The sequence below is a fragment of the Saccharopolyspora kobensis genome, from assembly GCF_900108315.1.
GTDB lineage: Bacteria > Actinomycetota > Actinomycetes > Mycobacteriales > Pseudonocardiaceae > Saccharopolyspora > Saccharopolyspora kobensis.
This window is the reverse complement of sequence record NZ_FNVB01000002.1, coordinates 1880816-1906593: the sequence shown is the minus strand read 5'-3', so window position 1 is coordinate 1906593 and position 25778 is coordinate 1880816. Positions and strand designations below refer to the sequence as shown.

The 25778-nt window shown below is 71.6% G+C and carries 26 protein-coding genes; 10 read left to right on the top strand and 16 right to left on the bottom strand.

The genetic code is table 11. The features are described from left to right. Positions 1 to 7: 7 nt before the first annotated feature. The 5 genes from C4T78_RS08695 to C4T78_RS08675 form a co-directional block, all read right to left on the bottom strand. Positions 8 to 1690 carry a sodium:solute symporter family protein gene (locus C4T78_RS08695; protein ID WP_093358180.1) on the bottom strand — a complete coding sequence of 561 codons (1683 nt, stop codon included), beginning with the start codon at positions 1688 to 1690 and terminating at the stop codon, positions 8 to 10. Between the two features lie 239 nt (positions 1691 to 1929). After that, complete coding sequence (locus C4T78_RS08690; RefSeq protein WP_093358084.1) at positions 1930 to 3108, bottom strand: ROK family protein; 1179 nt, start codon at positions 3106 to 3108, stop codon at positions 1930 to 1932. Positions 3109 to 3196: 88 nt separating this feature from the next. Beyond that, positions 3197 to 4609, bottom strand: a complete 1413-nt coding sequence (locus C4T78_RS08685; protein ID WP_093358085.1) for a sugar ABC transporter permease — start codon at positions 4607 to 4609, stop codon at positions 3197 to 3199. Positions 4610 to 4620: 11 nt separating this feature from the next. After that, positions 4621 to 5385, bottom strand: coding sequence for an ATP-binding cassette domain-containing protein (locus C4T78_RS08680; protein ID WP_093358086.1), 765 nt, complete (start codon positions 5383 to 5385; stop codon positions 4621 to 4623). A 14-nt stretch (positions 5386 to 5399) separates the two neighbouring features. Then, positions 5400 to 6515 (bottom strand): sugar ABC transporter substrate-binding protein, encoded by a 1116-nt coding sequence (locus C4T78_RS08675; RefSeq protein ID WP_093358087.1) that lies wholly within the window; start codon positions 6513 to 6515, stop codon positions 5400 to 5402. Between the two features lie 207 nt (positions 6516 to 6722). On the opposite strand from C4T78_RS08675, the gene C4T78_RS08670 reads away from it, so the two are divergent. Continuing rightward, positions 6723 to 8063: a WD40 repeat domain-containing protein gene (locus C4T78_RS08670; RefSeq protein WP_093358088.1), complete on the top strand. Its 1341-nt coding sequence runs from the start codon at positions 6723 to 6725 to the stop codon at positions 8061 to 8063. Positions 8064 to 8189: 126 nt separating this feature from the next. On the opposite strand, the gene fahA is transcribed toward C4T78_RS08670, so the two are convergent. Together fahA and C4T78_RS08660 are read right to left on the bottom strand one after the other, a co-directional pair. Further along, on the bottom strand, positions 8190 to 9356 hold the full coding sequence (gene fahA, locus C4T78_RS08665) for a fumarylacetoacetase (protein WP_093358089.1): 1167 nt from the start codon (positions 9354 to 9356) through the stop codon (positions 8190 to 8192). 34 nt (positions 9357 to 9390) lie between these two features. After that, a complete protein-coding gene (locus C4T78_RS08660; RefSeq protein WP_093358090.1) occupies positions 9391 to 10590 on the bottom strand; it encodes a homogentisate 1,2-dioxygenase in 1200 nt (399 codons plus the stop codon). 240 nt (positions 10591 to 10830) lie between these two features. Between C4T78_RS08660 and C4T78_RS08655 the strand changes: the two genes are divergently transcribed. The 4 genes from C4T78_RS08655 (at position 10831) to C4T78_RS08640 (ending at position 14909) form a co-directional block, all read left to right on the top strand. Then, on the top strand, positions 10831 to 11847 hold the full coding sequence (locus tag C4T78_RS08655; RefSeq protein WP_093358091.1) for a LolA family protein: 1017 nt from the start codon (positions 10831 to 10833) through the stop codon (positions 11845 to 11847). Next, positions 11844 to 12806, top strand: coding sequence for an ABC transporter ATP-binding protein (locus C4T78_RS08650; RefSeq protein WP_093358092.1), 963 nt, complete (start codon positions 11844 to 11846; stop codon positions 12804 to 12806). Before C4T78_RS08655 ends, C4T78_RS08650 begins: the two co-directional genes overlap by 4 nt. After that, complete coding sequence (locus C4T78_RS08645) at positions 12803 to 13645, top strand: ABC transporter permease (protein WP_093146817.1); 843 nt, start codon at positions 12803 to 12805, stop codon at positions 13643 to 13645. The genes C4T78_RS08650 and C4T78_RS08645 overlap by 4 nt, the downstream gene beginning before the upstream one ends. A 529-nt stretch (positions 13646 to 14174) precedes the next feature. Beyond that, entirely contained in the window at positions 14175 to 14909 is a 735-nt protein-coding gene (locus C4T78_RS08640) for a class I SAM-dependent methyltransferase (protein WP_093358093.1), read from the top strand. Between the two features lie 6 nt (positions 14910 to 14915). Here the strand turns inward: C4T78_RS08640 and C4T78_RS08635 are convergent, their stop codons facing one another. Then, positions 14916 to 15287, bottom strand: coding sequence for a MerR family transcriptional regulator (locus C4T78_RS08635; protein ID WP_093358094.1), 372 nt, complete (start codon positions 15285 to 15287; stop codon positions 14916 to 14918). Positions 15288 to 15389: 102 nt separating this feature from the next. Between C4T78_RS08635 and C4T78_RS08630 the strand changes: the two genes are divergently transcribed. Further along, positions 15390 to 16553, top strand: a complete 1164-nt coding sequence (locus tag C4T78_RS08630) for an MFS transporter (RefSeq protein WP_093358095.1) — start codon at positions 15390 to 15392, stop codon at positions 16551 to 16553. A gap of 2 nt (positions 16554 to 16555) precedes the next feature. Here C4T78_RS08630 and C4T78_RS08625 read toward each other — a convergent pair whose 3' ends face one another. From C4T78_RS08625 to C4T78_RS08615, 3 genes are read right to left on the bottom strand one after another with little or no spacing between them, the layout of a single operon-like run. Further along, entirely contained in the window at positions 16556 to 17398 is an 843-nt protein-coding gene (locus tag C4T78_RS08625) for a helix-turn-helix domain-containing protein (protein ID WP_093358096.1), read from the bottom strand. Beyond that, positions 17395 to 17931: a DUF6879 family protein gene (locus C4T78_RS08620; protein WP_093146822.1), complete on the bottom strand. Its 537-nt coding sequence runs from the start codon at positions 17929 to 17931 to the stop codon at positions 17395 to 17397. The genes C4T78_RS08625 and C4T78_RS08620 overlap by 4 nt, the downstream gene beginning before the upstream one ends. Next, positions 17928 to 18140: a hypothetical protein gene (locus tag C4T78_RS08615; protein WP_235863867.1), complete on the bottom strand. Its 213-nt coding sequence runs from the start codon at positions 18138 to 18140 to the stop codon at positions 17928 to 17930. Before C4T78_RS08615 ends, C4T78_RS08620 begins: the two co-directional genes overlap by 4 nt. A gap of 308 nt (positions 18141 to 18448) precedes the next feature. On the opposite strand from C4T78_RS08615, the gene C4T78_RS08610 reads away from it, so the two are divergent. Beyond that, positions 18449 to 18682: a hypothetical protein gene (locus C4T78_RS08610; protein ID WP_235863868.1), complete on the top strand. Its 234-nt coding sequence runs from the start codon at positions 18449 to 18451 to the stop codon at positions 18680 to 18682. Between the two features lie 181 nt (positions 18683 to 18863). Continuing rightward, positions 18864 to 19964 carry a carboxylate-amine ligase gene (locus C4T78_RS08605; protein ID WP_093358097.1) on the top strand — a complete coding sequence of 367 codons (1101 nt, stop codon included), beginning with the start codon at positions 18864 to 18866 and terminating at the stop codon, positions 19962 to 19964. Here C4T78_RS08605 and C4T78_RS08600 read toward each other — a convergent pair. Next, on the bottom strand, positions 19961 to 20449 hold the full coding sequence (locus C4T78_RS08600) for a hypothetical protein (protein ID WP_093358098.1): 489 nt from the start codon (positions 20447 to 20449) through the stop codon (positions 19961 to 19963). The two genes, C4T78_RS08605 and C4T78_RS08600, sit on opposite strands and share 4 nt — an antisense overlap. A 176-nt stretch (positions 20450 to 20625) precedes the next feature. Here C4T78_RS08600 and C4T78_RS08595 point away from each other — a divergent pair, with 176 nt between their 5' ends. Both C4T78_RS08595 and C4T78_RS08590 read left to right on the top strand, forming a co-directional pair. After that, positions 20626 to 21207 (top strand): CGNR zinc finger domain-containing protein, encoded by a 582-nt coding sequence (locus C4T78_RS08595; protein ID WP_093358099.1) that lies wholly within the window; start codon positions 20626 to 20628, stop codon positions 21205 to 21207. A 131-nt stretch (positions 21208 to 21338) separates the two neighbouring features. Next, on the top strand, positions 21339 to 22841 hold the full coding sequence (locus tag C4T78_RS08590) for an ArnT family glycosyltransferase (protein ID WP_177247808.1): 1503 nt from the start codon (positions 21339 to 21341) through the stop codon (positions 22839 to 22841). Positions 22842 to 22844: 3 nt separating this feature from the next. Here C4T78_RS08590 and C4T78_RS08585 read toward each other — a convergent pair whose 3' ends face one another. The 4 genes from C4T78_RS08585 to C4T78_RS08575 all read right to left on the bottom strand — a co-directional run bounded on the left by C4T78_RS08585 (position 22845) and on the right by C4T78_RS08575 (position 25686). After that, entirely contained in the window at positions 22845 to 24308 is a 1464-nt protein-coding gene (locus C4T78_RS08585) for a PrsW family intramembrane metalloprotease (RefSeq protein ID WP_093358100.1), read from the bottom strand. Positions 24309 to 24413: 105 nt separating this feature from the next. Then, positions 24414 to 24623 carry a hypothetical protein gene (locus C4T78_RS08580; RefSeq protein WP_093358101.1) on the bottom strand — a complete coding sequence of 70 codons (210 nt, stop codon included), beginning with the start codon at positions 24621 to 24623 and terminating at the stop codon, positions 24414 to 24416. Between the two features lie 157 nt (positions 24624 to 24780). Next, positions 24781 to 24966: a hypothetical protein gene (locus C4T78_RS35975; protein ID WP_143186056.1), complete on the bottom strand. Its 186-nt coding sequence runs from the start codon at positions 24964 to 24966 to the stop codon at positions 24781 to 24783. A 192-nt stretch (positions 24967 to 25158) separates the two neighbouring features. Continuing rightward, a complete protein-coding gene (locus tag C4T78_RS08575; RefSeq protein WP_093358102.1) occupies positions 25159 to 25686 on the bottom strand; it encodes a GNAT family N-acetyltransferase in 528 nt (175 codons plus the stop codon). Between the last annotated feature and the right edge of the window lie 92 nt (positions 25687 to 25778).

Here is a 25778-nt window from a genome sequence, read left to right as displayed (position 1 = left end):
TCCTCGGTCAGGCGAAGACGATGTTGAGGGCGATGACCAGGATCAGGGCGATGCCGGCCAGCAGTCCGGGCCGCCGGTACCAGCCGGCGTCCTCACCGCTGGTGGCCGCCTGCCGCGCCGACCGCGGCGTCAGCGAATACACCAGCCCCGCCAGCTCGGCCTCCGGCTTGGGCCGGGTCGCCAGGCTGACCACCACGCTGACGACGATGTCGACCACGAACGCCACCCCGGCACCCACGAAACTCGCGCCCTGCCCCGGCAGGTCCAGCACCCCGGTCTCGGCCAGCGCGAAGACCACCACCGCCGAGACCGTGCCCACCACCAGGCCCGCCCACCCGGCGTGCGGAGTCATCCGCTTCCAGAACATCCCCAGGATGAACGTCGCGAACAACGGCGCGTTGAAGAACGAGAACAACTGCTGCAGATAATCCATCAGGTTCGCATAACCCGAAGCGATGAACGCCGTGCCGACCGCCGCCACCGTCGCCCCGACGGTCACCCACCGGCCCATGTTCAGGTAATACCGGTCATCCCGGTCCCGCACCACGTACGACTGCCAGATGTCGTAGGTGAACACCGTGTTGAACGACGACAGGTTCGCCGCCATCCCCGCCATGAACGACGCCAGCAACCCCGCCAGCGCGATCCCCAGAATCCCGTTCGGCAGCAGATCCCGCATCAGCAGCAGGATCGCATCGTTGTAGCTGACCCCCGCACCCTCCGGCGCCCCCGCCTGCTTGTAGGCACCCAGCTCCGGGATCACCACCGCCGCGATCATCCCCGGAATGATCACGATGAACGGGATGAACATCTTCGGGAACGCCCCGATGATCGGCGTCCGCTGCGCCGCCGACATGCTCTTGGACGCCATCGCCCGCTGCACCTCGACGAAATTCGTCGTCCAGTACCCGAACGAGAGCACGAACCCCAGCCCGAACACCAACCCCACCACGCTCCACACCGGATCGGCGAACCCGGTCAGCTCCGTGCCCGGCCACGCCGAGAGCTGCTCAGCACCACCCGGACCCGCCGAGACCTTCTCCACCAGACCCCGCACCCCACCGACCTTCACCAACCCCACGATCGTCAACGGCAACAACGCCGCCACGATCACGAAGAACTGCAACACCTCGTTGTAGATCGCCGCCGACAACCCGCCCAACGCCGTGTAGGACAACACGATCGCCGCCGCGCACAACACCGACACCCACAACGGCCACCCCAGCAACGCATTCACGATGCTGGCCAGCAAATACAGATTCACCCCCGCGATCAACACCTGCGCCACCGCGAACGACACACCGTTCACCAAATGCGCCGCACGACCAAAACGCCGCAACATGAACTCCGGAACACTACGAACCTTCGACCCGTAGTAGAACGGCATCATCACCACACCCAAAAACAGCATGGCAGGCACCGCACCAACCCAGAAATAATGCATCGTCGGCATCCCGTACTGCGCACCATTGGCCGACATACCAATGATCTCGATCGCACCCAGATTAGCCGAGATGAACGCCAACCCCGTCACCCACGCAGGCAACGCCCGACCCGACAAGAAAAAATCCAGACTCGTCGACACCGCACGCCGCGCCACATAACCAATACCCAGCACAAAAACGAAATACAACGCCAACAACACATAATCAACGGCATTCGCGTCCAACAGCCGACCCTGGGCCAGCACCGACGCGCCCGCCCATCCCTGAGCGTCCACAGTGGTCCCTCTTTCCAGCGCGATGACGGCGCCGCACCCGGGAGCCCGGGCGCGGCGACCGACCAGCATCGTGCGCAATATGTTGTCCGCGGCAACATACCACCGGCCGCCAGCGCGGAGAAGCTCGCTGAATCGATCAATCAACGCCGCCGTGACCGCATCGCAACGCGACGTTTTCACCTGCGGCGCAACGCATTCCGCCGAACGGCTCAGCGGTTGGCGAGCACCTGCTCGAAGGCGAGCTCGGCGGCGCCGAGCAGCTTGCCGTCGCCGCCCAGCGAGGAGGCGACGAGCTTGGTGCCGCCCATCGCCCGGCTGACCAGGCTCCGCTGCGCGAGCAACCCGCCGACGTGGTCGAGCAGCGTGCGCGGCAGCGCGGTGAAGAGGTCACCAAGAACCACGAGCTGCGGGCTCAGCAGGTTCACCACGTTGCACAACCCGATGGTCAACCACTCGGCGAAGTCGCCGAGCCGCTCCAGCACCTCGTCCGGGTTCTGCGCCAGCGCGTGCAGTTCGGCGACGATGACGCCGCGCGCCGCGCCCTCCGGCAGTTCCAGCGCCCGGCTCAGCGCGCGCTCCCCCACCTCGGTCTCCCAGCAGCCCCGGCTCCCGCAGTAGCACTCGAGGCCGTCCGGCCGCACCACCATGTGCCCGAGCTCGCCGACGTACCCGCCGCTGCCGCGCAGCGGCAGGCCACCGGAGATCACCCCGCCGCCGACCCCGACACCGGCGCTGACGAAAACCGCGTCCGCCGCGCCGCGGGCCGCGCCCCGCAGGTGTTCGGCGAGCACGCCGAGCTCGGCGTCGTTGCCGACCTCCACCCGCCTGCCGCCCAACGCCTCGGACAACCACTGCCCGAGCGGCACATCGCTCCAGTGCAGGTTCGGCGCCTCGCGCACCATGCCGTCCGCACGCCGCACCACGCCGGGCGCCGAGACCCCGACCGCGGCGATCGCGACACCGGCCTCCTCGATGAGCACCGCGCTGCTGTCCACGATGCGGGTGAAGACCTCGCCGGGAGCGCGGGTTTCCGGGCGCAGGCTCCAGCTGCACCGGTTGAGGATCTCCCCGCCGAGCCCGATCAGCGCCATCGACACCTGCTCGACGCGCACGTCCACGGCCAGCGCCACCGCGGCGTGCGGCTGCGGCAGCACCAGCAGCGACGGCCGTCCCGCGCCGCTGCGCTGAGCCGGCAGCCGCTCGACCACCAGGCCGTCGCCGACCAGCTCGTCGACCAGCGCCTTGATGGTGCTGCGGTTGAGACCCATCTCGGCGGCCAGCGCGGCTCTGGTGCACGGACCGCTGATGTGCAGCCGACGCAGCAGCACAGCCCGGTTGTGCTGGCGCACTTCATCGGGCCGCGCTCCCGCGGTTGGCGTCGTACTCACCTGGGCTGCGTCCTCCGCCTGTTCTGGGTCCACCGTCCGGGAAAAGCTCTAGCACAACCGCCGCTCGGCGATGCGGTGCGTGCCCCGCTCAGCGCTCGTGCGGCGGTGCCGAACGGCGTCGCGAGAGCGCGTCGGCACCGGCGGCGGCGACCAGCACCAGGCCGGTGATCACGTTGACCGGTGCGGCCGGGAAACCGAGCAGGTTCAGCCCGTTCTGGACGGTGGCCAGCACAGCGCCGCCGAGCACCGCGTCCGCCGGCCGCCCCTTGCCGCCGAACAGCGAGGTACCGCCGATCACCGCTGCGCCCACCGCGAACAGCACCAGGTTCCCGCCGCCCGCGCTGCCGTCGACCGAACCGGTCTTGGAGGTGTAGACGATCGCCCCGACGGCCGCGATCGAGGAGCAGATCACGAACGCGGTCATCCGGACCCGGGCCACCTCCACGCCCGCCCGGTGGGCGGCGACGCGGTTGTCGCCGATCGCGCGCAGGTGCCTGCCGTAGCGGGTGCGGTCCAGCACGTGGGTGCCGACGACCAGCAGCACCAGGATGATCGGCACGACCAGCGGCATGCCCCGGACGGAGGCCAGTTCCGGGTGCGGCGAGCGGTCCAGCACCAGCAGGAAGGTCGCCAGCCCGCCGCATCCCAGCACCGCCACGACCTTCGCGACGACCAGCGCGGTCGGCTGGGCGACCAGGCCGTGGCGCAACCGGACCAGGTGCCGGTGGCCGACGACGGCGGCGTAGCCCGCACCGGCGATGCCGAACAGCGCCCAGCTGGCCGCCGGACCGAGGTTGCCGTTGGCGACGGCGAACAGCTCCGGGCTCTCCCGGACCGAGATCGTCCCGCCCGGCCCGACCAGCTGCAGCACCACGCCGGACCAGGTGATGAACAACCCGAGCGTGACGATGAACGACGGGATGCGCACCTTCGACACCGCGAAGCCGGTCACGCACCCGATCGCCGCGCCGGTGCTGACCGCGAGCAGCATCTCCAGCCAGGGATTCGCCCCGAACCCGCCCACCAGCAGCACCAGCGCCAGCGCGGAAAGCACCGCACCGAGCCAGATCCGCAGCAGCAGCGCGAGCAGCGCCGCACCGGCGAGGGCGAGCGCGAAGGCGGCGAACACCGCCGTGCCCATCGCGCCGAGCAGGTTCCCGTCGTGCTGGAAGTGCAGGGCCAGCAGCGATGCCGACACACCGGACGCGGTGCCCGCGGACAGGTCGATCTCGCCGAGCAGCAGGACGTAGACCAGGCCCATCGCGATGATGGTCTGCCCGGCGCCGTGCTGGAGCAGGTTGGCCAGGTTGTTGAGGGTCAGGAAGTCCTCCGACAGCGCGGTGAACAGCACCAGCAGCGCCGCCAGCACGACCAGCGCGGGCAGTGCGCCGAGGTCGCCGCGGCGGAGCTTGCCGACGTAGTCGCGCACCGCTTCACCGGTGCCGCGCGAGGTGGTGTCGATGCCGAAGTCCGCCACCGGGGTCGACACGCGTTCGGTCATCGTCTCTCTCCTCAGACCGCCGGCCGCGCCAGGCCGAGCTCGCCGGAACGCCCGGCGATCATCAGCTCGACCACCTGGCGGTGGGTCAGCTCGCGGGCGGGCAGCTCGGCGGCCATCCGCCCCAGGTGCAGGACCGCGACGCGGTCGGCGACCTCGAACACGTCGGACATGTTGTGGCTGATCAGCACCACGCCGAGGCCCTGCTCGGCCAGTCGCCGGATCAGGTCGAGCACCTGGCGGGTCTGGGCGACGCCGAGCGCGGCGGTGGGTTCGTCCAGCACGACGACCCGGCTGTTCCACAGCACGGCGCGCGCGATGGCCACCGCCTGCCGCTGGCCGCCGGACAGCGAGCCCGCCTTCGCGCGCACCGATCCGACGGTGCGCACCGACAGCGAGCGCAGCGTGTCCCTGGCGGCCAGTTCCATCCCGGTCTCGTCGAGCAGCGCGCGGACTCCGCGCTCGCGGCCGAGGAACATGTTCTGCACGACGTCGAGGTCGTCGCACAGCGCGAGGTCCTGGTGGACGGTTTCGATGCCCAGCTCGACGGCGTCGCGCGGGTGCCGGATCTGCACCGGGCGGCCCGCGAAGCGCACCTCGCCGCCGTCGATGCGGTGCAGGCCCGCGATGCACTTGACCACTGTGGACTTCCCGGCGCCGTTGTCGCCGATGAGCGCGGTCACCTCACCGGCCCGGACCGTGAGGTCCACACCGCGCAGCGCGCGGACCGCGCCGAAGCTCTTGTCGACCCCGCGCAGGGCCAGGATCGGTTCGTGCATCCCCCGCGCTCCTCTCAGCTCGTGATGCCCAGCTGCCGGCACGCCCCGGCGGGCTCGCCGCGGCAGATCTCCTCGGCCCGGATGCGGCCGGGCCCCAGCACGGACTTGATGTCCTCCCGCGTGATCAGCCGCGGCGCCAGCAGCACGGACTTGACCTCGCGCCCGGTCACCGGGTCGCGGACCAGTTGCCCGGCGAGCGAATCCGCCGTCGCGCGGTCGCGCCGGGCCAGCGCACCGGCAAGCTCCGCGGTGACCGCGGCCTCCTGGTGGATCGGTTTGAACACGGTGGCCGCCTGGTGGCCCTGCAGGATCGCCCGAAGGCCGTCGACGGTCATGTCCTGACCGGTGACCGGGACCGATCCGGCCAGGCCGTACTTCTGCAGCACGGTGATCACCGAGGCGGCCAGGCCGTCGTTGGCCGCCAGGACGCCGTCCACCCGGCCGCCGTTGGCGGTCAGCAGCTGCTCGAAGATCCGGCCACCGGCCTGGTTGTCCCATCCCTCGACGAACCTGCTGCTCACCAGCCGCAGTTCGCCCGAGGCGTAGCGGGGCGCGAGCCGCCCGGACTGGCCGCGGTGCACCAGCGCGGCGTTGTGGTCGGTGCTGGCCCCGCCGAGCTCGATCACCTGCGCGCCGGGCCGCCCGCGAAGCGCGTCCGAGAGCGCACCCGCCTGGAGCTCGCCGACCGCCTCGTGGTCGAAGCTGACGTAGTAGTCGGCGCTGCCACCCGCGTTGAGCCGGTCGTAGTCGATCACCGGCACGCCCTGCCGCTGTGCGCGCTGCTGCACGGTCGCGCCGACGTCGCCGCTGGGCGCGGCGATGATGAGCACCCGGACCCGCCGGCTGAGCATGCTGTCGGCGATCTGGGCGAACTTCTGCGCGTCGCCCTGCGCGTTCTGCACGATCGGCGCCAGCCCGCGCTCGCGCAGCGCCTCCCGCAGCAGCGGCTCGTCGGAGTGCGCCCACCGCGCGGAAGTCGCGGTGTCGGGCAGGATCACGCCGACCCGCGGCGCGTCGGCGGCGACCGGTGCGCTCGGCGCGGACGGCGGCGGCGCGTTGTTGCCGCAGGACGCCAGCAGCAGCCCGAGGCTGCAGACCACCGCGGTCAGCACCGCGGGCGTTCTCCGCATCGAGCAGCCTTCCCACTCCGACTCAATTCATCTGAACGTTGCGGCTGACAACTTATGCCACAACACCCGGCGCCCAGAAGTTGACCTGATCGGTACAGCGCCGAGATCCGCGGCTTCCGCCGTTCCGGACCGCTCCGCAGCGCGGTGCTGCGATCCTGGGGCGCCTGACGATCCTGGGGCGCCTGACTTCCAGCCGAAGGAGCGCCTTTGTCCGTCCACCCCTTCTACGAAGCGCGAGTGCTCGACCTGGCTCCGGACCGTTGGTGGGTGACGCTCCGGGTCTTCGTCGTCGACTACGACGCCGAGCGCAGGTGGCACGCCGAACTGCCCGACGACCCCGGTTTCGTCCTGTCCCTGCTGTGGGAGAGCGCGGACGGCGGCGGTCCGCTCGGCGCTTCGGTCACCTGGCGGGAGCTCGAGGACGACGGCTGGCTCGCGGTGAACGCCCGGTGGTTCGTCGAAGGCGTCGAACGTCTCGCCGTCCGCAACCACCCGCTCTCCGACGAGGACTGGGCGCACATCGGTTCCGCCCAGCACGATCCGGCCGAGAACCGCCTCGTGCAGGCCGACTACGAGGTGCGGGTGACCGACGCGCGCTGGCTGGAGCACCTGGCGCCCGGCCTGAGCTGGGAGGGCGGCTACTACCCGAGCCCGACCCGCCGTCTGCGCGCCGAGGACGCCCCGCACGTACCGGATCTCACCGAACCGGAGGCCATCCTCGCCCCGTTCACCGACTCCGACCAGGCCGTGGTGCTCGCCTTCTCCGACGACGGCCGCTTCCTCGCCGTCACCAGCGAGGACGGCGAGCTGGCCGTGCACGACACGGCCGACTGGTCCGAGCGCCTCCGCGCATCCCCGCCCGCCTCGGCGGGCCGGGACATCGTGTGGGTACCGGGGCAGCACGTGATCACGCTCAAGGAGGACGAGTACGACGAGGTCCGCCCGTGGGCCTACGACCTCCGCTCCGACGCCGAAACCGACCTCCCGGTGCAGCCGGGCCGGGTGCGCTCGCGCACCGGCCGCTTCCGGGTCGAGTACGGCGACGGCCGGGTCGACTTCGTCTCCGGGTCGTCCTCGCCCGATCGCGCGGTGCGGCTCGGCGACGAGTCCTCCGGCCGGGTCAGGGCCGTGGCGTTCAGCGCGGACGAGACCCGGATGTTCGTCGCCCTCGGCTCGGAGGTGCACGTCGTCGAGCCCGCCACCGGCGAGATCCTCGACGTCATCGCCGTGCCCGGCGACTGGCTGAACTCGCTGGCCGCGAGCACCGACGGCGCGTACCTGGCGGTGGCCGCGCAGGACTGGAACGACGAGTGGAGGTGCACGCCCGACATCTACCGGGTCGCCGACCGCGAGCTGATCATGCGACGCCCGGCGAAGGACCGCTCGCAGCCCGGGTACAGCGCCCAGGCCCTCGCCTGGTCTCCCGACGGAGCCCGGCTGGCGGCCATCGTCGAGAACGAGATCCACGTCTTCCGCGTCGGTCTGCCGGACGAGCCACCTGCCGGTCTCCGGCCCTCGCTCGGCGATCAGGAGCGCTCGAAGCCATAACCGCTCGACCCCGGCGACCTCGATGCGGTAGTCGGCGTCCCAGCGCTCCTCGCCGAGCCGCTGTGCTGGGCGGAGGTCACCGGTCGAGCCTACGACCGTCACCGCCGCGCTCCGAACGAACAACGGTCAGCAAGCGGGCAGGACGCGGCCGGTCACCTCGCCGAAGCCGATCCTGGTGCCGTCGGCACCGGGTGCGGTGGCGGTGATGGTGACCTCGTCGCCGTCTTCGAGGAAGGTGCGCTCCTGGCCGCCGATGCGCACCGGCTCCGCGCCGCCCCAGGTGAGTTCGACGAAGGCACCGCGCTGGTGCTTCTCCGGGCCGGAGACGGTGCCCGAGGCGTAGAGGTCACCGGTGCGGCTGGCGGCCCCGTTGACCGTCAGGTGCGCCAGCATCTGGGCCGGGGACCAGTACATCTCGCGGTAGGGCGGGCGGGAGATCTCGTGGCCGTTCCAGGACACCGCGAGGTCGATGTCCAGGCCCCACGGCTCCGGTTCCTCGAGGTAGGGCAGCGGCTCGGGGATCTGCGCCGGTGTCGCCACCCGCGCCTGCTCCAGCGCGAGCAGCGGGACCACCCACGGCGAGACCGAGGTGGCGAAGCTCTTGCCCAGGAACGGGCCCAGCGGGACGTACTCCCAGGCCTGGATGTCGCGGGCCGACCAGTCGTTGACCAGCACCGCGCCGAACACCCTGGTGGCGAACTCCGCGATCGGCACCGCGGTGCCCAGCTCGGAGCCGGTGCCGACGACGAACCCGAGCTCGGCCTCCACGTCCAGGCGGCGGCACGGGCCGAAGGTCGGCGCGTCCTCGCCCGGTGCCCTGCGCTGACCGCTGGGGCGGACGACGTCGGTGCCCGACACCACCACCGTTCCAGCGCGCCCGTGGTAGCCGACCGGCAGGTGCTTCCAGTTCGGCATCAGCGGTTCGGAGTCCGGGCGGAACAGCCGCCCGAGGTTGGTCGCGTGGTGCTCCGAGGCGTAGAAGTCGACGTAGTCGGCGACCTCGACCGGCAGGTGCATGCGCACCTCGGCGACCGGGTGCACCGCTCCGTCCGGCACCTCGCCCGAGACGAGCTCGGTGATCTGCTGCCGCACCCGCACCCAGCGGTCGTGCCCCTGGGCCATGAACGCGTTCAGCGACGGCCGCGCGAACACCTCCTCGCCCAGCGCCACCGCCAGGTCCACGACGGAATCGCCCACCCGGACGCCGACGCGCGGAGCGCTCCCGGGCGTGGAGAAGACGCCGTAGGGCAGGTTGGCGAGTCCGAACAGCGAGCCGTCCGGGATGTCGATCACGAGCCGGTTCCTCCTCCGCAGCGCTTCGACGTGCTCACCCCTGCGGCCCCCGCCCCGCCCAGGTCCAGGCGTAACCGGGGTCCTCGGCAGCGCGGCCGCCCTCGCCGAGCTCCAGCGGGCGGAAGGTGTCGACCATGACCGCCAGCTCGTCGAAGAACTCCACGCCGATGCTGCGCTCGTAGGCACCCGGCTGCGGGCCGTGCGAGTGGCCGCCCGGGTGCAGCGAGATCGAGCCCTGCCCGATGCCGGAGCCCTTGCGCGCCTCGTAGTCCCCGCCGCAGTAGAACATCACCTCGTCGGAGTCCACATTGGAGTGGTAGTAGGGCACCGGGATGGACAGCGGGTGGTAGTCGACCTTGCGCGGCACGAAGTTGCAGATCACGAAGTTCTGGCCCTCGAAGACCTGGTGCACCGGCGGCGGCTGGTGCACCCGGCCGGTGATCGGCTCGAACTCGGCGACGTTGAACGTGTAGGGGTACAGGCAGCCGTCCCAGCCGACCACGTCGAAGGGGTGCTCCGGGTAGACGAAGCGGGTGCCCACGATGCCGCGGCTGCCCCGGTGCTTGACCAGCACCTCCACGTCGGTGCCCGCGCCCAGCAGCGGCTCGGCGGGACCGCGCAGATCGCGCTCGCAGTAGGGCGAGTGCTCCAGCAGCTGGCCGAACTTCGACAGGTAGCGGCGCGGCGGCGTGATGTGCGAGTTGGCCTCGATGCAATACGCGCGCACCGGCTCATCGCCCTGCGGCAACCAGCGGTGCGTCGTGGACCGGGGCAGGATCACGTAGTCGCCCTGCCGGAAGGGCAGCGCGCCGAACACCGTCTCGACCACTCCCGCGCCGGACTCGACGTAGACGCACTCGTCGCCGATCCCGTTGCGGTACAACGGCGAGGCGGCGCCGGCGACGGCGTAGGAGATCCGCACGTCGGCGTTGCCCAGGACCAGCCGCCGACCGGTGACCACGTCGTGGCGCTGCCACTCCTGACCGCTGAACAGCTCGTGCAGCTTCAGGTGGCGCGGGCGCAACGGGTGGTTGGGCTCGGTCTCCAGGTCCGGCAGCTCCCAGATCGTGGAATCGACCAGCGCCGAGGGCAGGTTGCGGTGGTAGAGCAGCGAGGAGTCGCTGGAGAAGCCCTCCTCCCCCATCAGCTCCTCGTAGTAGAGACCGCCGTCGGGCCTGCGGTGCTGGGTGTGCCGTTTCGGCGGAACCTCGCCGACCTGCCGGTAGTACGCCATCGACCCGCCTCCTCGCAGCGGCCCCGGAGTCCGGCTCGTCCGCCACCTCCCCGGGGGCAAAACCAGTCACCGCACTTACTACCACGGGCAGCCGCGTCGAGCTCCGTCTGAGCCGGTCCCGCTCCGGCACAGCGTGCCGGGTTCCGGCGTCATCGCCCTTGCTGAGCTCGCTCTCAGCGTCTCAGCGTTATCTCAGCGCACATCAGTCACGCTGGACCCAGGACTCGACAGGAGGACTCGATGAAGCGAAGAAGCGTGGTGCTCACCGCGACCGCGGGCACGGCGGCCGGGGTGCTGGGCCTGACCGTGCTGGCGTTGCCCGCCGGTGCCGGCGCGGCCCCGGAACTGCCGCCGGTGGCGGCGGAACAGCTGGTGGAGTCGGTGATGCGCGCCGATCCGCCTGCGCTCACCGGCACCGTGTCGGTGGACAACGCACTCGGCCTGCCCGCGCTGCCGGGCGGCGAGGCGTCGCAGCTGCTCGCCGACGGGACCAACCGGTTCCAGGTGTGGGCCGACGGCCAGGGCCGCCACCGCGTGTCGGTTCCCTCGCACGGGGGCGAGCTGACGGTGGTCGACGACGGCACGACCGCGTGGAAGTGGGATTCCGGCGAGCAGACCGCCACCCGCACCCAGCACCCGGAGCGCGCCGGGCACGGCGCTCCCGCCGATCCGGCCGCCACGGCGCGCGGGATCATCGGCGAGCTCCGCAAGACCAGCGAGGTCTCGGTGGACGGCACGGCCAGCGTCGCAGGCCGCGACGCCTACGAGCTCGTGCTCACCCCGAAGCCGACCGAGCGCACGCTGCTGCGGCAGGTGCGGGTCGCGGTGGACGCCGAGAAGCGCGTTCCGCTGGAACTCTCGGTGCTCACCAACGGTTCCGCCGACCCGGCGCTGAAGATCGGCTTCACCAGCCTCGACATGACCGCCCCCGATCCCGGCCTGTTCCGGTTCGAACCGCCGGCGGGCGCGAAGGTCGAGGACGGCTCGCGGCAGGCTCCGGATCCCGGCGACCACGCGGTGCCCGAGCACCAGGTCGTCGGCGAGGGCTGGGACTCGACGCTGGTCACCAAGGTGCCGGAGAGCCCGGAGCTGCGTCAGATCGCGGAGCGGACCGGCAAGCCGGTCAGCGGGCCGTGGGGCAACGGCTGGATCATCGGCACGGCGGCGGGCAACGCGCTGCTGACCTCCGACGGGCGGGTCGCCGTCGGCGCCGTGCCCGAGCAGGTGCTGGTCGCTGCGCTCGGCGAGGTCCGATGACCAGCGCGGTCGATCCGGCGAGGTCGTCGTCCGCCATCGCGGACGGCGGCCTCGCCGCCCGCACCACCGGCCTGCGCAAGACCTACGGGCGGACCGTCGCGGTGGCCGGCGTCGACCTCGCCGTCCCCCGGGGCGGTGTGGTCGGTGTGCTCGGGCCCAACGGTTCGGGCAAGACCACCACGATCCGCATGCTGCTGGGGCTCACCGCACCGAGCTCGGGCACCGTCGAACTGCTCGGACACCAGCTGCCCGAGCACGCCGGCCGGGTGTTGCCCCGGGTGGGCGCGCTGGTCGAAGGGCCCGGTTTCCACCCGTTCCTGTCCGGCCGGGAGAACCTGCTGCGCTGCGCGGCGATGGAACCGGCGCTGCGCGGCCCGGAGATCCGCGAGGTCGTCGAGCAGGCGCTGGAGCGGGTCGGGTTGAGCGCCGCGGCGGGCCGCCGGTACCGGGGCTACTCGCTGGGCATGAAGCAGCGGCTCGGCCTGGCCGCCGCGCTGCTGGTGCCGCGCGATCTGGTGGTGCTCGACGAACCGACCAACGGGCTGGACCCGGCGGGCACCCGCGAGATCCGCCGGATCATCGCCGAGCTGCACGCCTCGGGCACCACGGTGCTGGTCTCCTCCCACCTGCTGTCGGAGATCGAGGCGACCTGCACCCACGTCGCGGTCCTGCACCGCGGATCGCTGGTGGCGCAAGGCGAACTGGCGGGCATGCTGGAAGCCGGTGCGCCACACCTGCTGGTGTCCACTTCGGACACCGAAGGTGCGGTGCGCGCGCTGCGCGACAAGGGTCTCAAAGCCCGCGAGGAGAGCGGGTGGATCCGGGTGGAGCTCACCGGTGCCGAGTCCGACGAGGTGATCGCGATGCTCGTGCACTCCGGCGTGCCGGTGCGCGAGGCGCGCCGCTCCCGGACCGGCCTGGAGGATCTCTTCGCACGACTGACGGAGGAAGAGCTGTGACCGCGATCGACCTGCCGGCGCGGACCTCCGCTCCCCTCGCGCGGCAGCTCCTGGCCGAGACGCGGTGGGTGCTGCGCCGCCCGCGCAACCTGCTCGCGCTGCTGATGCTGGCCGCGCTGCCCGTGCTGCTGGGCACCGCGATCGCGCTCACCGCCGGGCCCGGTGGCCGCGGCGGGCCGTCGGTCCTGTCGGCGGTGGCGGGCAACGGGCTGGTGCTGCCGGTGGCCGCCATCATGCTCGCCCAGTCGCTGCTGCTGCCGCTGGTCGTGGCGATGGTCGCGGCCGATGCCCTGGCGGGCGAATCGGCGCACGGCACGCTGCGCGGCCTGCTGCTGGCACCGGTCGGGCGCGTGCGGCTGGTCGGCGTCAAGGCGTTCGGCGTGCTGGTGCTGGCCGTGCTCGCCGTGTCCGTCGTCGCGATCAGCGGTGTGCTCACCGGCCTGATCGTGGTCGGCGGCGGTGACCTGGTGACGTTGTCGGGCACCACGGTGTCCTTCGGCTCCGCGCTCGGCCGGGTCGCGCTGGCGGTGGCCTGGACGGCGGTGCAGATGGCGGCGGTCGGCGCGATCGCGCTGGCGCTGTCCTCGCTCACCGAGCACCCGCTGGTGGTCGTCGTCGCCACGATGGGCGGGCTGATCACCTTCGGCGTGCTGGGCACCATCCCGGCGCTGGACTGGCTGCAGCCGGTGCTGATCACCACCGACTGGTCGGCGGTGCTGGACGTGCTGCGCGATCCGGTCGGCTGGGAGGCGATGACGACCGGGCTGCTGCGGGCCGGTTGCTACCTGGTCATCGGGTTGTCCGCGACCGTGGTCCGCATGGTCACCAAGGACGCCTGAGAGCTTGCCGGCGGCAGGGGCGCACCGACGAGCTCCGCGCGGGTCAGCGCAGCACTGCGCAGATCTCCAGCCAGGCGGCTTTCAGCAGCAGGCGGGTGGTGCTCGGTCGCTGCCACGAGGTCCGCGTCGACCGCGGCCGGTGTAGGAGCACGTGAAACCTTCCGTTGTCGGGTCGAGCGCTCCGGCGCTCGGCCCGTTTCCCCGACGCCTGGCAAGACTCCGTTGTCCTGCCAGGCCGCACCCGGCCGGGAACGCGCCCCGTCCGCTTCGTGCGACCGATACCTTGCCCGCTACCGGCGGGTCGGGCAAGGACGTTTTCGCCCGATCGGCCGAACCTGGCACGCCGCGCGACGGCTGCCCAGGGTTGCGCGGTAGAAGGTGTGCGACACCCTTGTGCCAATCGGAGTCCTGCTCAACCGCACCTCAGACAGGGGACCGTGATGCAACCCGGCCACGAGAGAACGCGAAACGCGAGAACGACCCGAAACACGACCACCGCTGAAAATCGCGGAGAGGCGGGACTGCGCGCATGACCGACCGATCGACGCCACCGGTGTTCGCCCGCGTGCTGCCCCTGCTGAAGTCCGTCCCGGACGAGCCCGACTTCGAGCACGGTTACCTGGATCTGCTCAGCGGCGAGTCCGGTGCCCCGTCCGGGCCGATCCAGTCCTTCTGGGAGTCCGGGCCCGGTTCCGGCCTCTACGACCACGTGCAGTCGATCGCCCGCCGGGTGGCGCCGGCCTGGTACCGGATCCCGGCCCGCAGCCGCCCGCCCGAAGGCGGCCGGGTGCTCGACATCGGCTGCGGTCCGGGCAACGCCACCGCCGCGCTGGGCCGCCAGGTCGGCCCGGGCGGGCTCGCCATCGGCCTGGACATCTCCCGGCCCATGCTGGCGCGGGCGGCGCGCGCCGAAACCTCCGACAACGTCGGGTTCGTCCGCGCCGACGCGCGCGACCTGCCGTTCTCGGAGGGCACCTTCGACCTGGTCACCAGCTTCGCTGCGCTGCAGCTGATCCCGGCGCCGGAGGAGGTCCTGGTCGCGGCGTGCGGCGCGCTCGTCCCCGGTGGCTGGCTGGCGGTCATGGTGCCGACGCCGCACGACGGGTTCCTGCACGTGGTGTCGCGGCTTGTCGGCGACCGCACCGGGCTGGCCTTCTTCGACCCGGACCAGATCGCCGAGCAGCTCGACGACGCGGGCATGCGCTCCGTGCACACCCACCGGACCGGCCCGGTGCTCTGGATCAACGCCCAGCGCCCCGCCTGACGGCGATCACGACCGGCGGAGGTTGGGCCGGGCCTTGCTCAGGTAGTCGTCGATGGCCGAGAGGTTCTCGCTCAGCGCCTCGACGCGCTGCTGGATCTTCGCCCGCTCGCGCTCCAGGTTGGCCAGCATCTCCGGCGCGACGACGCGCATGTGGATCGCGCCCGGCCGGTCGAGGCACGGCAGGATGTCGCGGATGATGCGGGTCGGGATACCGGAGTCCAGCAGGCCGCGGATCTTGCCGACCCGGTCCACCGAACCATCGCCGTAGACGCGGTGCCCGAGCTCGTCGCGCTCCGGGCGGATCAGGTCCTGCTCCTCGTAGTAGCGCAGCAGCCGGACCGACACCCCGGTCCGCTCGGCCAGTTCACCGATCCGCACCCGTACCTCCTCGCGTCCGCACACCGCCATTATCCGAACCGGCCGACGTGCGCCGGATCACGCTTGTCCTCACACCGGTGTGAGGTGCGCAGGGTTGGGCGCATGGATCTCGCATCGAAGCGCGCACTTCCGCTCGGCGCACTGCTGGCTTTCGCCACGGTGGTGCTGCTGGGCTGCCTGACCGAAACGCTGCCCGCCGGGGTGCTGCTGCCGATGAGCGCCGATCTGCGGGTTTCGGAGTCGCAGGCCGGTCAGCTCGTCGCGGTCTACGCGATCAGCACCGCCGCGACCTCGGTGCCGCTGACCGCGCTGACCCGGCGGCTGCCGCGCCGCGCCCTGCTGCTCGGCCTGGTCCTCGGGTTCGCGGTGGTCAACGCCGTCACCGCGCTCTCACCGTGGTATCCGCTGACGCTGCTGGCCCGCTTGCTCGCCGGTGCGGTGTCCGGCGTGATGTGGGCGATGATCGCCGGCTACGCGATGCGGATCGTGCCCGCCGAGCGGGCCGGGCGGGCACTGGCGATCGCGATGGCGGGCACCCCGATCGGCTTCGCGCTCGGGGTTCCCGCCGGGACGGTGCTGGGCGAACTCCTGGGCTGGCGCTACGCGTTCGGCGCGATGGCGGTGATCGCCGTCGCGCTGGTCGGCTGGGTGCTGTGGCAGGTCCCGCCGCTGAGCGGGCAGTCGGAGCAGCGGCGCACCGGCGTCCGGGATGTCCTGACCGCGCCTGGTTTCCGCAGCGTGCTCATCATGACGTTCGCCCTGGCGCTCGGGCACAACGTCCTCTACACCTACATCGGCCCGGTGCTCGCCGACGCCGGCCGGATCGGGCTGCTCAGCACCGCGCTGCTGGTCTTCGGGCTCGCCTCCGTGCTGGGTCTGTGGATCGTCGGATCGGTCGTCGACCGCCGGTTGCGGCTGCTGATCCGCTGCTCGACTTCGCTGGTCGCCGTCGCCGCGGCGCTGATCGGCGGTGCCGCGCAGTGGCCGGTGGCGCTGCTGCTCGCGGTGGCCGTGTGGGGTGTCGCCTTCGGCGGTGCGCCGACGATGTTCCCCGCCGCGGCGGCGAGGATCGCCGGACGTGACGCCGACCTGGCGCAGTCGCTGACCATCACCGTCTGGAACGTCGCGATCGCGGCGGGCGCCTACCTCGGCGGGGCTGCGCTCGATCTGGCGGGCAGCGCGGCACCGCTGCCGTGGCTGGCGGCGGCCTTGGCCGCCGCGGCGTTCGCGATCGCTGTCCGGCGGAACGCGTTGCCGGACAGCTGAGCTCAGCCCAGCGCGTTGTACCGCTCGATGAGCCGGTGCAGCAGCGCTCGGGCGTCCGGGCCCTCGAGGGAGGCCGACAGCAGGACGTCGAAGAGCCGGTCGAAGCGTTCCAGGTCTTCGGGATCGGTGATGGTCATCTCGGTGTTCACCGTTTCCACCAGGGCCATCTCGTCGATGATGACGAAGCCGTGCTGCGGCACCGCGCTCAGCTGCACGTCCATCGGCAGCACCGCCAGCCGCAACGTCGACATGCCCGCCAGCGCCAGCAACCGGTCCAGCTGACCCACCATCACCTGCGGCGGCGCGATCGGGTGCCGCAGGCCCGCTTCCGAGCACACGATCTGCACCTCGGTCCGCGGCCGGTAGAGGACTTCCTGCCGGGCCATCCGGCGCTCGACCGACTCGGCGATGTCCAGCCGGTTCCCGTGCAGCACCGCCACCGCCTCGAACATGTGCCGGGCGTACTCGGCGGTCTGCACCAGGCCCGGCACCATCGCGATCTCGAACAGCCGGATGCGCTCGGCGTCGTGCTCCAGCTGCTTGCCGTACTCCTGCCGGGCGCTGTTGCCGGTGCGCAGCTGGCGCTTCCAGCTCGCCGCCTCCAGCCGGATCTCGCGCAGCTCCTGCCGCAGCTCGGCCTCGACCGCTTCGTCCGCGCCGGTCAGCCGGCAGTAGACCACCACGTCGGCGTCGGCCACCGACTGGTTGGCGGTCTCCATCCGCGAGACCTTCGAGGCGGTCCACCCGGCCTGTTGCGCGAACTGCTTGCCGGACAACCCCGCTTCCACGCGCAATCGCCGCAATGCGTCGCCGAACGCCAGGCGGCGGGTTTCGGAATCACTCACCGGCGCCTCCCGAGATCGTGCCGGTAGACGAACAACGGCACCGCGTGCTCGCAAGCGGCGCCCCACCAGTTCCGGTACTGGTTCACCTCCCCCGGGCTGGCGATGATCTCGGTGCCAGCGAACCGCTGGTCCTCGAAGTGCATCAGCGCAACCCGCGCCTCGTCGAAGAGCCAGAAGTCGTGGGCGGGCAGGCCCAGCGAGCGAGCGCGGGACTCGGTGAGCACCCGCACGTCCTCGCCCGCGGCGACGTTGGCGCGGCCGACGTCGAGCTGCCACAACTGGTATTCGGTCGGCGGTTCCCGGTAGACGCGCACCCGGGCGATCAACCGCCCCGCCCGGGTCGCCGACGCCACCTGGTCCAGCCAGGGGCGCAGCCAGGCCAGGTCATCGTGCTGACCGGCCCGCCAGCGCCGCCAGGGTTCGGCCTCGGCCGGCTGGCGGTAGGTGCCCTGGCACTCCCACCGCCACGCCCGATGCCGGAACGAGCGCAGGAGTTCGTCGAACTCCGCGCCCGGTAAGACCCATGAGCTCACGGCGCCGCCTTCGGCACGAAGACGTCGAGCAGGGCGGCTGGAACCTCGACCGCCGTCTCGTGATCGGGCAGACCGCGTTCGCGCAACGCGGCCAGCGCTTCCGGATCGGTGACCTTGTAGCCCTGAACGACGTAGGTGCCCTGGTCGGTGCTGTAGAGCGTGGGGCAGGTTCCGGCGTGGGACGTCGTTCCCTGGAAGGTCAACTTCACCTGTTCCTCCTCTTTCGGAAGACTCATGCATCGTCCGTGCAATACGTGCATTCGGTCAAGGCTCGGGGCGCTCCGCAACTCGGACAGCCGAACCGGGTGACGGGCAGTTGCCGTGATCCACTCGGCCGTTCGGCTGGAATTCCAAGATGATTGCGCGGATTGCTTGAAATGCTGATGCGCTCGTTCCCATACTGGCGACTACCGGGGGACAGAGACCGAGAGGCGGGCGAGCACGTGAACATCAGCCGGTTCCCGATGGGCACGATCCCCCTCCCGCCCGCCTCTCGCCCGGCCCCGGGAGCGGCGGCGTGATCGGACTGCAGCAGACCGAGCGGCACTACTGGTTGCCCGCTCCGGATCCGGAAACGGGCGTCTTCGCGCGGCACGCCTTCCACGGCCGCCGCTGGGCGGGCCAGCCGGTGGACGTGGCCGCGTGCGGCGCCGAGGTCGCGATGGCCTCGCCCAGCGAGATGGACTGGCGGACGGCGCCGACCTGCATGGCGTGCAACGAGTTCCTCAAGAGCCGGCAGACCGCGCCCTGACGCGACCCCACGAACCTCCGGCCCGGTGTTGAACCCCGACTCGCACCGGGCCGGACCCACCAGCCTCCACAGTGGACACAGATGGCGGGCGTGGCGCATCCGGGCGAATGACAAACCCGCCCGGGAGCCGGAAACTGGCTGCGGCTGGCGTGATCGGGCCAGCCCCGCCAGAGGAGGTCCGATGCGTCGCGGCCGACCGCCGACATTCGGTGTCGAGGAGGAATTCCTGCTGCTGCACCCGGGAACCGGCCATCCCGTCCCGCACGCGCCGCAGATCCTGCGCCAGGTCGGCCACGCCTTCACCGCCGAGCTGGCCGAGTTCCAGCTGGAGTCCAACACTCCCGTCTGCCGCACCGCCGACGAGGCGCACCGTGCGCTCACCACCTCGCGCCAGGAGCTGGCCACCGCGGCTGACCAGCGCGGCGCGCTGCTGGTGTCCACCGGCTTCGCCCCGCTCGGCCTGCCCGATTCGCTGCCGCTGACGGACAAAACCCGGTACCGAACCATCCGGGACCGGTTCGGCCAGCTGCTCGACTCGCACACCGCGGCGGGCTGCCACGTGCACGTCGGGATGCCCGATCTGGCCGCGGCCCTTGCGGTGTCCGACCACCTGCGCCCGCACCTGCCCGCGCTGCTGGCGCTGGCCGCGAACTCGCCGTTCTGCGGCGGCCGCGACACCGGGCACGCCAGTTGGCGGAGCGTGATGTGGTCTCGCTTGCCCTCCGCCGGACCACCGCCGCTGCACCGGAACACCGGCTCCTACCGGCAATCGGTGCAGCTGCTGCTGAACAGCGGAGCAGCGCTGGACCGGGCGATGGTCTACTGGCTGGTCCGCCCGGCCGAGCACCTGTCCACTTTGGAATTCCGGATCGCCGACGCGACCGGCACCGCCGAGGAATCGCTGCTGCTGGCACTGCTCATCCGCGCCCTGGCGACGACCGCGCTGCAGGACGTCGCCGAGGGCCGCCCACCGGCCGATCTCCCCGATCAGCGGCTGCGGCTCGCGCTCTGGCGGGCAGCGCACGACGGGCTGGAGGGCGACGGGCTCGACGCGGACGGCGAGCTGGTCCCCGCCCGCGTCCTGGTGGAAGAGCTGCGCAAGACGGCACAACCGGCGCTGGAGGCCAGCGGCGACAGCGCGCGGGTCGACGACATCCTCAGTCGCCTCTACCGCCACGGCAGCGGCGCGCAGCGCCAGCGGCGAGCGCACGAACGCCGCCACGACATGGCCGACGTCGTCGCCCTGCTCGCCGAGCAGACCCGCACGGCACTACCGGACTAACCTCCGCAGAAGACGCACGCGCGGTACCACTCCAGCGGGCTGAGAACGCGGTGTTCGGCGCACGAGGCCGGCAGCACCTCCGGGTAATCGGGGAACTCGCCCGGGAACCGGGCCGGGGTCGCCATGTCGAACTCCAGCACCAGCTCGCCGAAGCCGCGCAGAACGCCCGCCGCGAACGGAGAGTCGTAGCCGAGTTCGTCCCAGCGGTGCCGGGACAGTGCGAGGTCGACCGTGCGCAGCACGAACCGCCGGTTTACCTCCTGCTCGTCCGCGGTGCCGCCCCAGTCGACGTCCTCCAGCGCGAAGCCGACCGCACCCCGCCCCATCAGGTTCTGGTCCAGCTTCGCGATCGCCGCGGCGAACCGGAAGTCCCACCGGCGCTCCGCCGTCGCCGCCACCGCCAGCGCCATGACTTCTGCGAACACCTCGGTAGCGCCGTTTGACATGTAGATGTCCCGGCCGCCCGCGCTGATCGTGTTCCCCACCCGGCCCAGCCTAGGGCCGGATCTCGACGCTCCGGAACGCAGGAGGGCCGCGATCGCAGTGCGATCGCGGCCCGCTCCCCCCTTGAACCCCAGTGGCGTTCTAATGCACAGAACGCTTGTCGAGCATTAGAGCAGCTGGGTTCGGCGGGGTCAAGAACTCCACTACCATCGGCGGCATGAAACCGCGCGTGCCGCTGATCGGTGAGCCGATCGCCGTCGACCTGGTCAACACCAGGGCGATCATCGCGGGCGACCAGGTCGACATGATGGGAACGCCGGCCGAGCTGTGGGAGTGGCTGACGCGCCAGGCCGACCGGCTGACGACGCTCACCCGGGCGGAGCAGTCCTCGCTCGACGAAACAGACCTGGCCGCCGTGCACGAAGTGCGCGAGCACACCGCGCGAACCCTCTCCCACGTCCGGCTCGGCAAGCGCCCGCCGGCCGACGCGCTGCGCGGGCTCAACGAGGCGCAGCGGGCCGCACCGGGGATCCGCAAGCTCAGCTGGCGCGGTGGTTCGGTGGTCGGCACCGTCGACCGGCCGGGCAAGCTGGGCGTGCGGGTGGCCGCCGACCTGGCCGAAGCCGCCGCCGAGCTGCTCACCGACCCGCTCATCGAAGCGCTCCGCGAGTGCGAGGAGCGCAACTGCGTGATGCTCTTCGTCGCGACCAACCCGCGGCGCCGCTGGTGCTCCCCGGCGATCTGCGGCAACCGGGTGCGCGTCGCCCGCTACTACCAGCGGCACAAGACCTCCGCCTGACCGTTGCGTCCACTGTGGAAACGGCTGGCCGGGCGCTGAGCCGCACTCCGGCGGCGCGAAACGTCCGCGACCGCCTGTGACACCGCCGATCGGGAAGTAGGCTGCGCGGACAGGCAGGACGGGGGGAGCCGATGTCCAGGAGCAGCACCACCGATTTCGGCGATGCGATCACCGACCGGCTCCCCCGGCCCGTCCCGCCCTTCGCCCGCGCGCCGGTGCTGGTGCTCGCCGCGCTGGTGACCGCGCTGCTGGTGGCCTTGTCCCCGCGCTACGACCTCGTCACCGACGAGCTCTACTTCCTGGCCGCCGGGAAGTTCCACCCGGCCTGGGGCTACATGGACCAGCAACCGCTGGTCCCGCTGCTGGCCGCCTTCCTGGACACCGCGTTCCCCGGGTCGCTGGTGGCCTTCCGGCTGCCCGCAGCGCTGGTCACCGCGCTCGGAATGGTGGTCACCGCGCTGATCGCGCGCGAGTTCGGCGGCAACCGCAGGGCCCAGGCGCTCGCCGCGGTGGCCTACCCGCTCTCGCCGTGGCTGCTGGTCAACGGGCACTGGCTCACCGCATCGACGATGGAACCGCTGCAGTGGACGGCGATGCTCTGGCTGCTGGTGCGCTGGGTGCGGCTGCACGGCCGCGGTGTTCGGCGGGACCGCTTGCTCATCGGGATCGGGCTCATCGCCGCGCTGGCCGTGCAGACCAAGTTCCAGGTGGTGGTGCTGTGCGCGGCGCTGCTGCTGGGCGTCGTCATCTCCGGCCCGCGAGCGGTGCTGGCCCGCCCGGCGTTGTGGGTGGCGGTCGCGATACCCGCGCTGACCGCGGTCCCCACGTTGTGGTGGCAGGCGGCCAACGGCTGGCCGGCGCTGGAGATGGGCGCCGCCGTCAACGCCGAGAACGACCGCGTCCTGCTCCTGCCCGTCGCGCTGTTCTACGCCGGTGTCGTGCTCGGGGCGGTGCTCTGCTGCTACGGCCTGGTGGTGCTGCTGCGCTCGCCCGCCTTGCAGCCGTACCGGTTCCTCGGCTGGACGGTCCTGGTCGTGCTGGTGTTCTTCGTCGCCGGCGGCGGGCGGCCGAACTACCTGGCCGGGCTGTACGGCGTCCTGTTCGCCGCGGCCGCGGCCGGGCTGCAGCACCGCAGCGGCAAGATCCTGTGGCCGGTGTGCGCGGTCTCCGCGGTGCTGCCGCTGGCGATGCTGCCGGTCTACCCGCTGGACCTGCTGGCCCGCCATCCCGAGATCCCCAACTACCCGCGGCTCTACGAGACCGGCTGGCCGGAGCTGACCAGCGCAGTCGACCGCGCCTACGAATCGCTGCCGCCCGAGCAGCAGCGGCGGGCGGTGATCGTCGCGGAGAACTACTACCTGGCGGGCGCGCTCGACGTGCGCGGGCGGGCGTCAGGCCTGCCCGGTGTCTACAGCCCGCACCGGGGCTACTGGTTCTTCGGCGCCCCGCCCGCGGAGGCCGACGTCGTGCTCTACGTCGGCGAGCGCTCGCTGGCCGCCCACTTCGGGCGCTCCCAGCAGCTCGGGACGGTGCGCTCGGAGCTGGTGAACATGGCCCGCGGCAACGAGATAACCCTCTACCAGGATCCCGTCCGGCCCTGGTCCGAGCTCTGGCCGCGGCTGCGCACGTTCTGATGCTCAGCGCGGCGGCCAGGGACCGCCCGGGCGAGGGCCTTGCGGGCCCGGGGGCTGCGGCGGACGTCCCGGCGGACGGTGCCCGAGCGGTGGCTGCTGCGGAGGCTGCCCGGCGGGTGGCTGCTGCGGTGGTCCGGCGGGCGGTGGCTGCGGCGGGCGCTGACCGGCGGCCGGTTGCGGTGGCTGCTGCAGGCGCTGCGTGGCCTGCGCTTGCGGGGGACGCGGCCCGGCGGGCGGGATCTGCGCGCGCAGCTTGTGTGTCGGCATCTCCTTCAACTCCGCCGGGATCTTGAAGAAGCCGGACGGCTGTTCGTGCGCCCACGGCGGCGGCGGCGGTGGCTGCGGCATCCGCCGGAAGAACGCGTCGCGGGCCATCCGCATCAACGTCAGGATGGCCTCCCGCCGCGCGAAGAACTGCTGCGGCGCGATGGTGCTCTTCTCCGCGTGCGAGTGCAGCAGCGCCAGCTCGGTCGCCGCCAGCTGGTAGTCGCCCATCGCGCGCACTCCCGTGTTGCCCGCCTGAGCGCGCGCCCAGTGCCGCGCCTGCCTGCGCCCGGACATGCTGCCCAGCATCTGCACGTCGTTGGGCTGCACCAGTCCGCTCGGGATGTAGGCGGGCAGGTACCTGCCGATCAGCCGCACCAGCCGCTTGCGGTCCTTGATCAGCACGACCACCAGGACGATCAGCACCAGCAGCTCGACCAGGTACGCGATCACCATGCCCTGGAAGCCCAGCAGCGTCAGGCTGCCGTTCCACAGCGCGTGCAGCAGTACCCCGCCGATCCAGCCGCCGATCACGGCGAACACCCGGCCCGCACCGCTGTGCGTCGCGGCGTAGGCCACGCCGAGGCCGATGATCGAGGTGTAGAGCGGGTGGCCGAGCGGCGAGATCACGCCGCGCAGCAGCACCATGAACGCCAGCGAGCCGTCGTCGATGCCGCGCATGTAGTAGAGGACGTTCTCCACCATCGCGAAGCCCAGCCCGCACATGCTGGCGTAGACGATCCCGTCGGTGGGCCCGTCGATCTCGTGCCGCCGCACCAGCAGCAGGTACAGCAGCAGCGAGCCCTTGAAGCTCTCCTCGACCACCGGCGCCACCACCGAGGCGGTGATCCCGTCGGCCGCCGCCTGGCCCACCGACGGGACCAGCAGCGCGCCGGTCACCGAGTTCACGATCAGGGCGCCGATGATGGCGACCCCGGCGCCCCAGCCGAAGGACAGCACCAGGTTGACCCGCGGCTCGGGTTCCAGCCGGTCGACGAGCAGGATCAGCGCGACGAGCACGATCGCCGTGGGAAGCGCCAGCAGCGTGCCGACCCCGACGTTCACCGGCCCGCCCGTGAGCAGGTAGAAGGCCACCGCCAGCAGCAGGCAGACGCCGGAGACCACCAGCCCGACGATCAGCGGCACCGGTGTCCGGTTCGAGCTGTGGCCGTCCAGGACCGACTGAGGTTTGAGCACGGGCATGCGGGAGAGCGTATGAGATCGACTCCGGCCGCATCCTCCGGTCGGCCCGATTCGTCGGCCGGATCACCCCGGGCTTGAGGTCTCCGGGATTCGTCCTGGAACCGCTCAGACGGGCGGCCGGATCCCGGTCAGGATGCCGTCGCCGCCGCACTGCGGGCAGCCGCGCCACTCCGCCAGCGTCATGCCGGTCGTCAGGTCCTCGGTCGCCTGGATCATGTACAGGCGGGGATCGCTGACCTTCTTGAACCCGCCGCAGGTGAAGCAGATCGCGTTCGGCCCGCGGTCGAACACCGGCGGCTGCCCCTCGTCGGTCATGCGCTGTCCCGCCTCTCGGTCCCGCCTCTCCGCGTTCTTCAGTGGTGGTCGGATCCGGGAGAGATCTGGCGTTTGGTGGCTTCTTGTGGCTGGATCGCGTCACGGTCCCTGCGGTGCGGTGGGCAGGACTCCGACACGAGGGGTGTTGCCTCGATCCTCACGTCCGCGGCGGCCACGGGTGCTGCTGGCGGCCCGGCGTCGCCCGGCAGTGCCGGCAGCGCGTCCAGCCCATGACGGTGTAGGCCTCCCCGGTCTCCGCCGAGAAGTACCCGCGCGGCACCCGGACCTGCCCACGGCCCCGGCATCCCCGGCAGATACCGCCCGGTTCGGGCTCAGCGGTCACGTCCGCCTCCCGAACTCGCGAACCGGGCATGTCGCGGACATGCTATCGACAGCGGTCTCCGGCGCGCCCGATGGGGCTGATCACTTCAGCGGACATCACCCCACCAGCGGCGCGACGGCCCGCTTGACCGTCCGGATGACCGGTGTCGTCTCGACCCCGCTGCTGCGGACGGAGCGGCCGAACGGCGGACGATCATGCCAGGTCGGTGAGGTCCACTTCGTCGCGGAGGATGCTGTAGCGCGCGCAGTCGCGCCAGCGGCCGTTGCGGAAGGTGTAGCCGCGCAGGACGCCTTCCCTGGTGAAACCGGCCTTCTCCAGGGCTCGTTGCTCGGCGACGTTGTCCAGCTCGGTGCCCGCTTCCAGGCGGTTGACCTGGGTGTGCGCGAACAGGTACCGGACCAGCAGGCGCTGCGCCTCGGTGCCGTGGCCGTGCCCGCGCGCCTCCGGCTGCAGGTTGACGCCGATCTCGAAGCAGTGCGACGACGGTCCCGTCTCGACGCGGTGCCAGGAGACGAACCCGATCAGCTCCGCCCCGACGTCCACCAGCAGCACCCCCTGCTCCTCGCCGAGCAGGCCGGACTCCTCCCAGCGCCTGGTCATCCGGTCCGGTTTGCGCCAGCCCCACCAGTTGTGCGGCGCGGTGGTCTCCGGCTCGTTGATCAACCACTCCAGGGTCGCCAGGTCGTCCTCGCGGACCGGTCTCAACGCCACGTCTCCCATGCCGGCGAGCCTAGTCAGCGGCCCGACGATTCCCACCGGCTGGCGCAACGGTGCCGGGGAGCCCTCCGCGGAGAGCTCCCCGGCACCGGGCG

Excerpts from the sequence above, each read along its gene's own strand:
- C4T78_RS08590 (WP_177247808.1), top strand. The coding sequence starts at position 21,339 with ATGTCCAGGAGCAGCACCACCGATTTCGGCGATGCGATCACCGACCGG.
- C4T78_RS08575 (WP_093358102.1), bottom strand. The coding sequence starts at position 25,686 with ATGGGAGACGTGGCGTTGAGACCGGTCCGCGAGGACGACCTGGCGACC.
- C4T78_RS08660 (WP_093358090.1), bottom strand. The coding sequence starts at position 10,590 with ATGGCGTACTACCGGCAGGTCGGCGAGGTTCCGCCGAAACGGCACACC.
- C4T78_RS08640 (WP_093358093.1), top strand. The coding sequence starts at position 14,175 with ATGACCGACCGATCGACGCCACCGGTGTTCGCCCGCGTGCTGCCCCTG.
- C4T78_RS08655 (WP_093358091.1), top strand. The coding sequence starts at position 10,831 with ATGAAGCGAAGAAGCGTGGTGCTCACCGCGACCGCGGGCACGGCGGCC.
- C4T78_RS08650 (WP_093358092.1), top strand. The coding sequence starts at position 11,844 with ATGACCAGCGCGGTCGATCCGGCGAGGTCGTCGTCCGCCATCGCGGAC.
- C4T78_RS08685 (WP_093358085.1), bottom strand. The coding sequence starts at position 4,609 with ATGACCGAACGCGTGTCGACCCCGGTGGCGGACTTCGGCATCGACACC.
- C4T78_RS08585 (WP_093358100.1), bottom strand. The coding sequence starts at position 24,308 with ATGCCCGTGCTCAAACCTCAGTCGGTCCTGGACGGCCACAGCTCGAAC.
- C4T78_RS08680 (WP_093358086.1), bottom strand. The coding sequence starts at position 5,385 with ATGCACGAACCGATCCTGGCCCTGCGCGGGGTCGACAAGAGCTTCGGC.
- C4T78_RS08675 (WP_093358087.1), bottom strand. The coding sequence starts at position 6,515 with ATGCGGAGAACGCCCGCGGTGCTGACCGCGGTGGTCTGCAGCCTCGGG.
- C4T78_RS08605 (WP_093358097.1), top strand. The coding sequence starts at position 18,864 with ATGCGTCGCGGCCGACCGCCGACATTCGGTGTCGAGGAGGAATTCCTG.
- C4T78_RS08630 (WP_093358095.1), top strand. The coding sequence starts at position 15,390 with ATGGATCTCGCATCGAAGCGCGCACTTCCGCTCGGCGCACTGCTGGCT.
- C4T78_RS08595 (WP_093358099.1), top strand. The coding sequence starts at position 20,626 with ATGAAACCGCGCGTGCCGCTGATCGGTGAGCCGATCGCCGTCGACCTG.
- C4T78_RS08580 (WP_093358101.1), bottom strand. The coding sequence starts at position 24,623 with ATGACCGACGAGGGGCAGCCGCCGGTGTTCGACCGCGGGCCGAACGCG.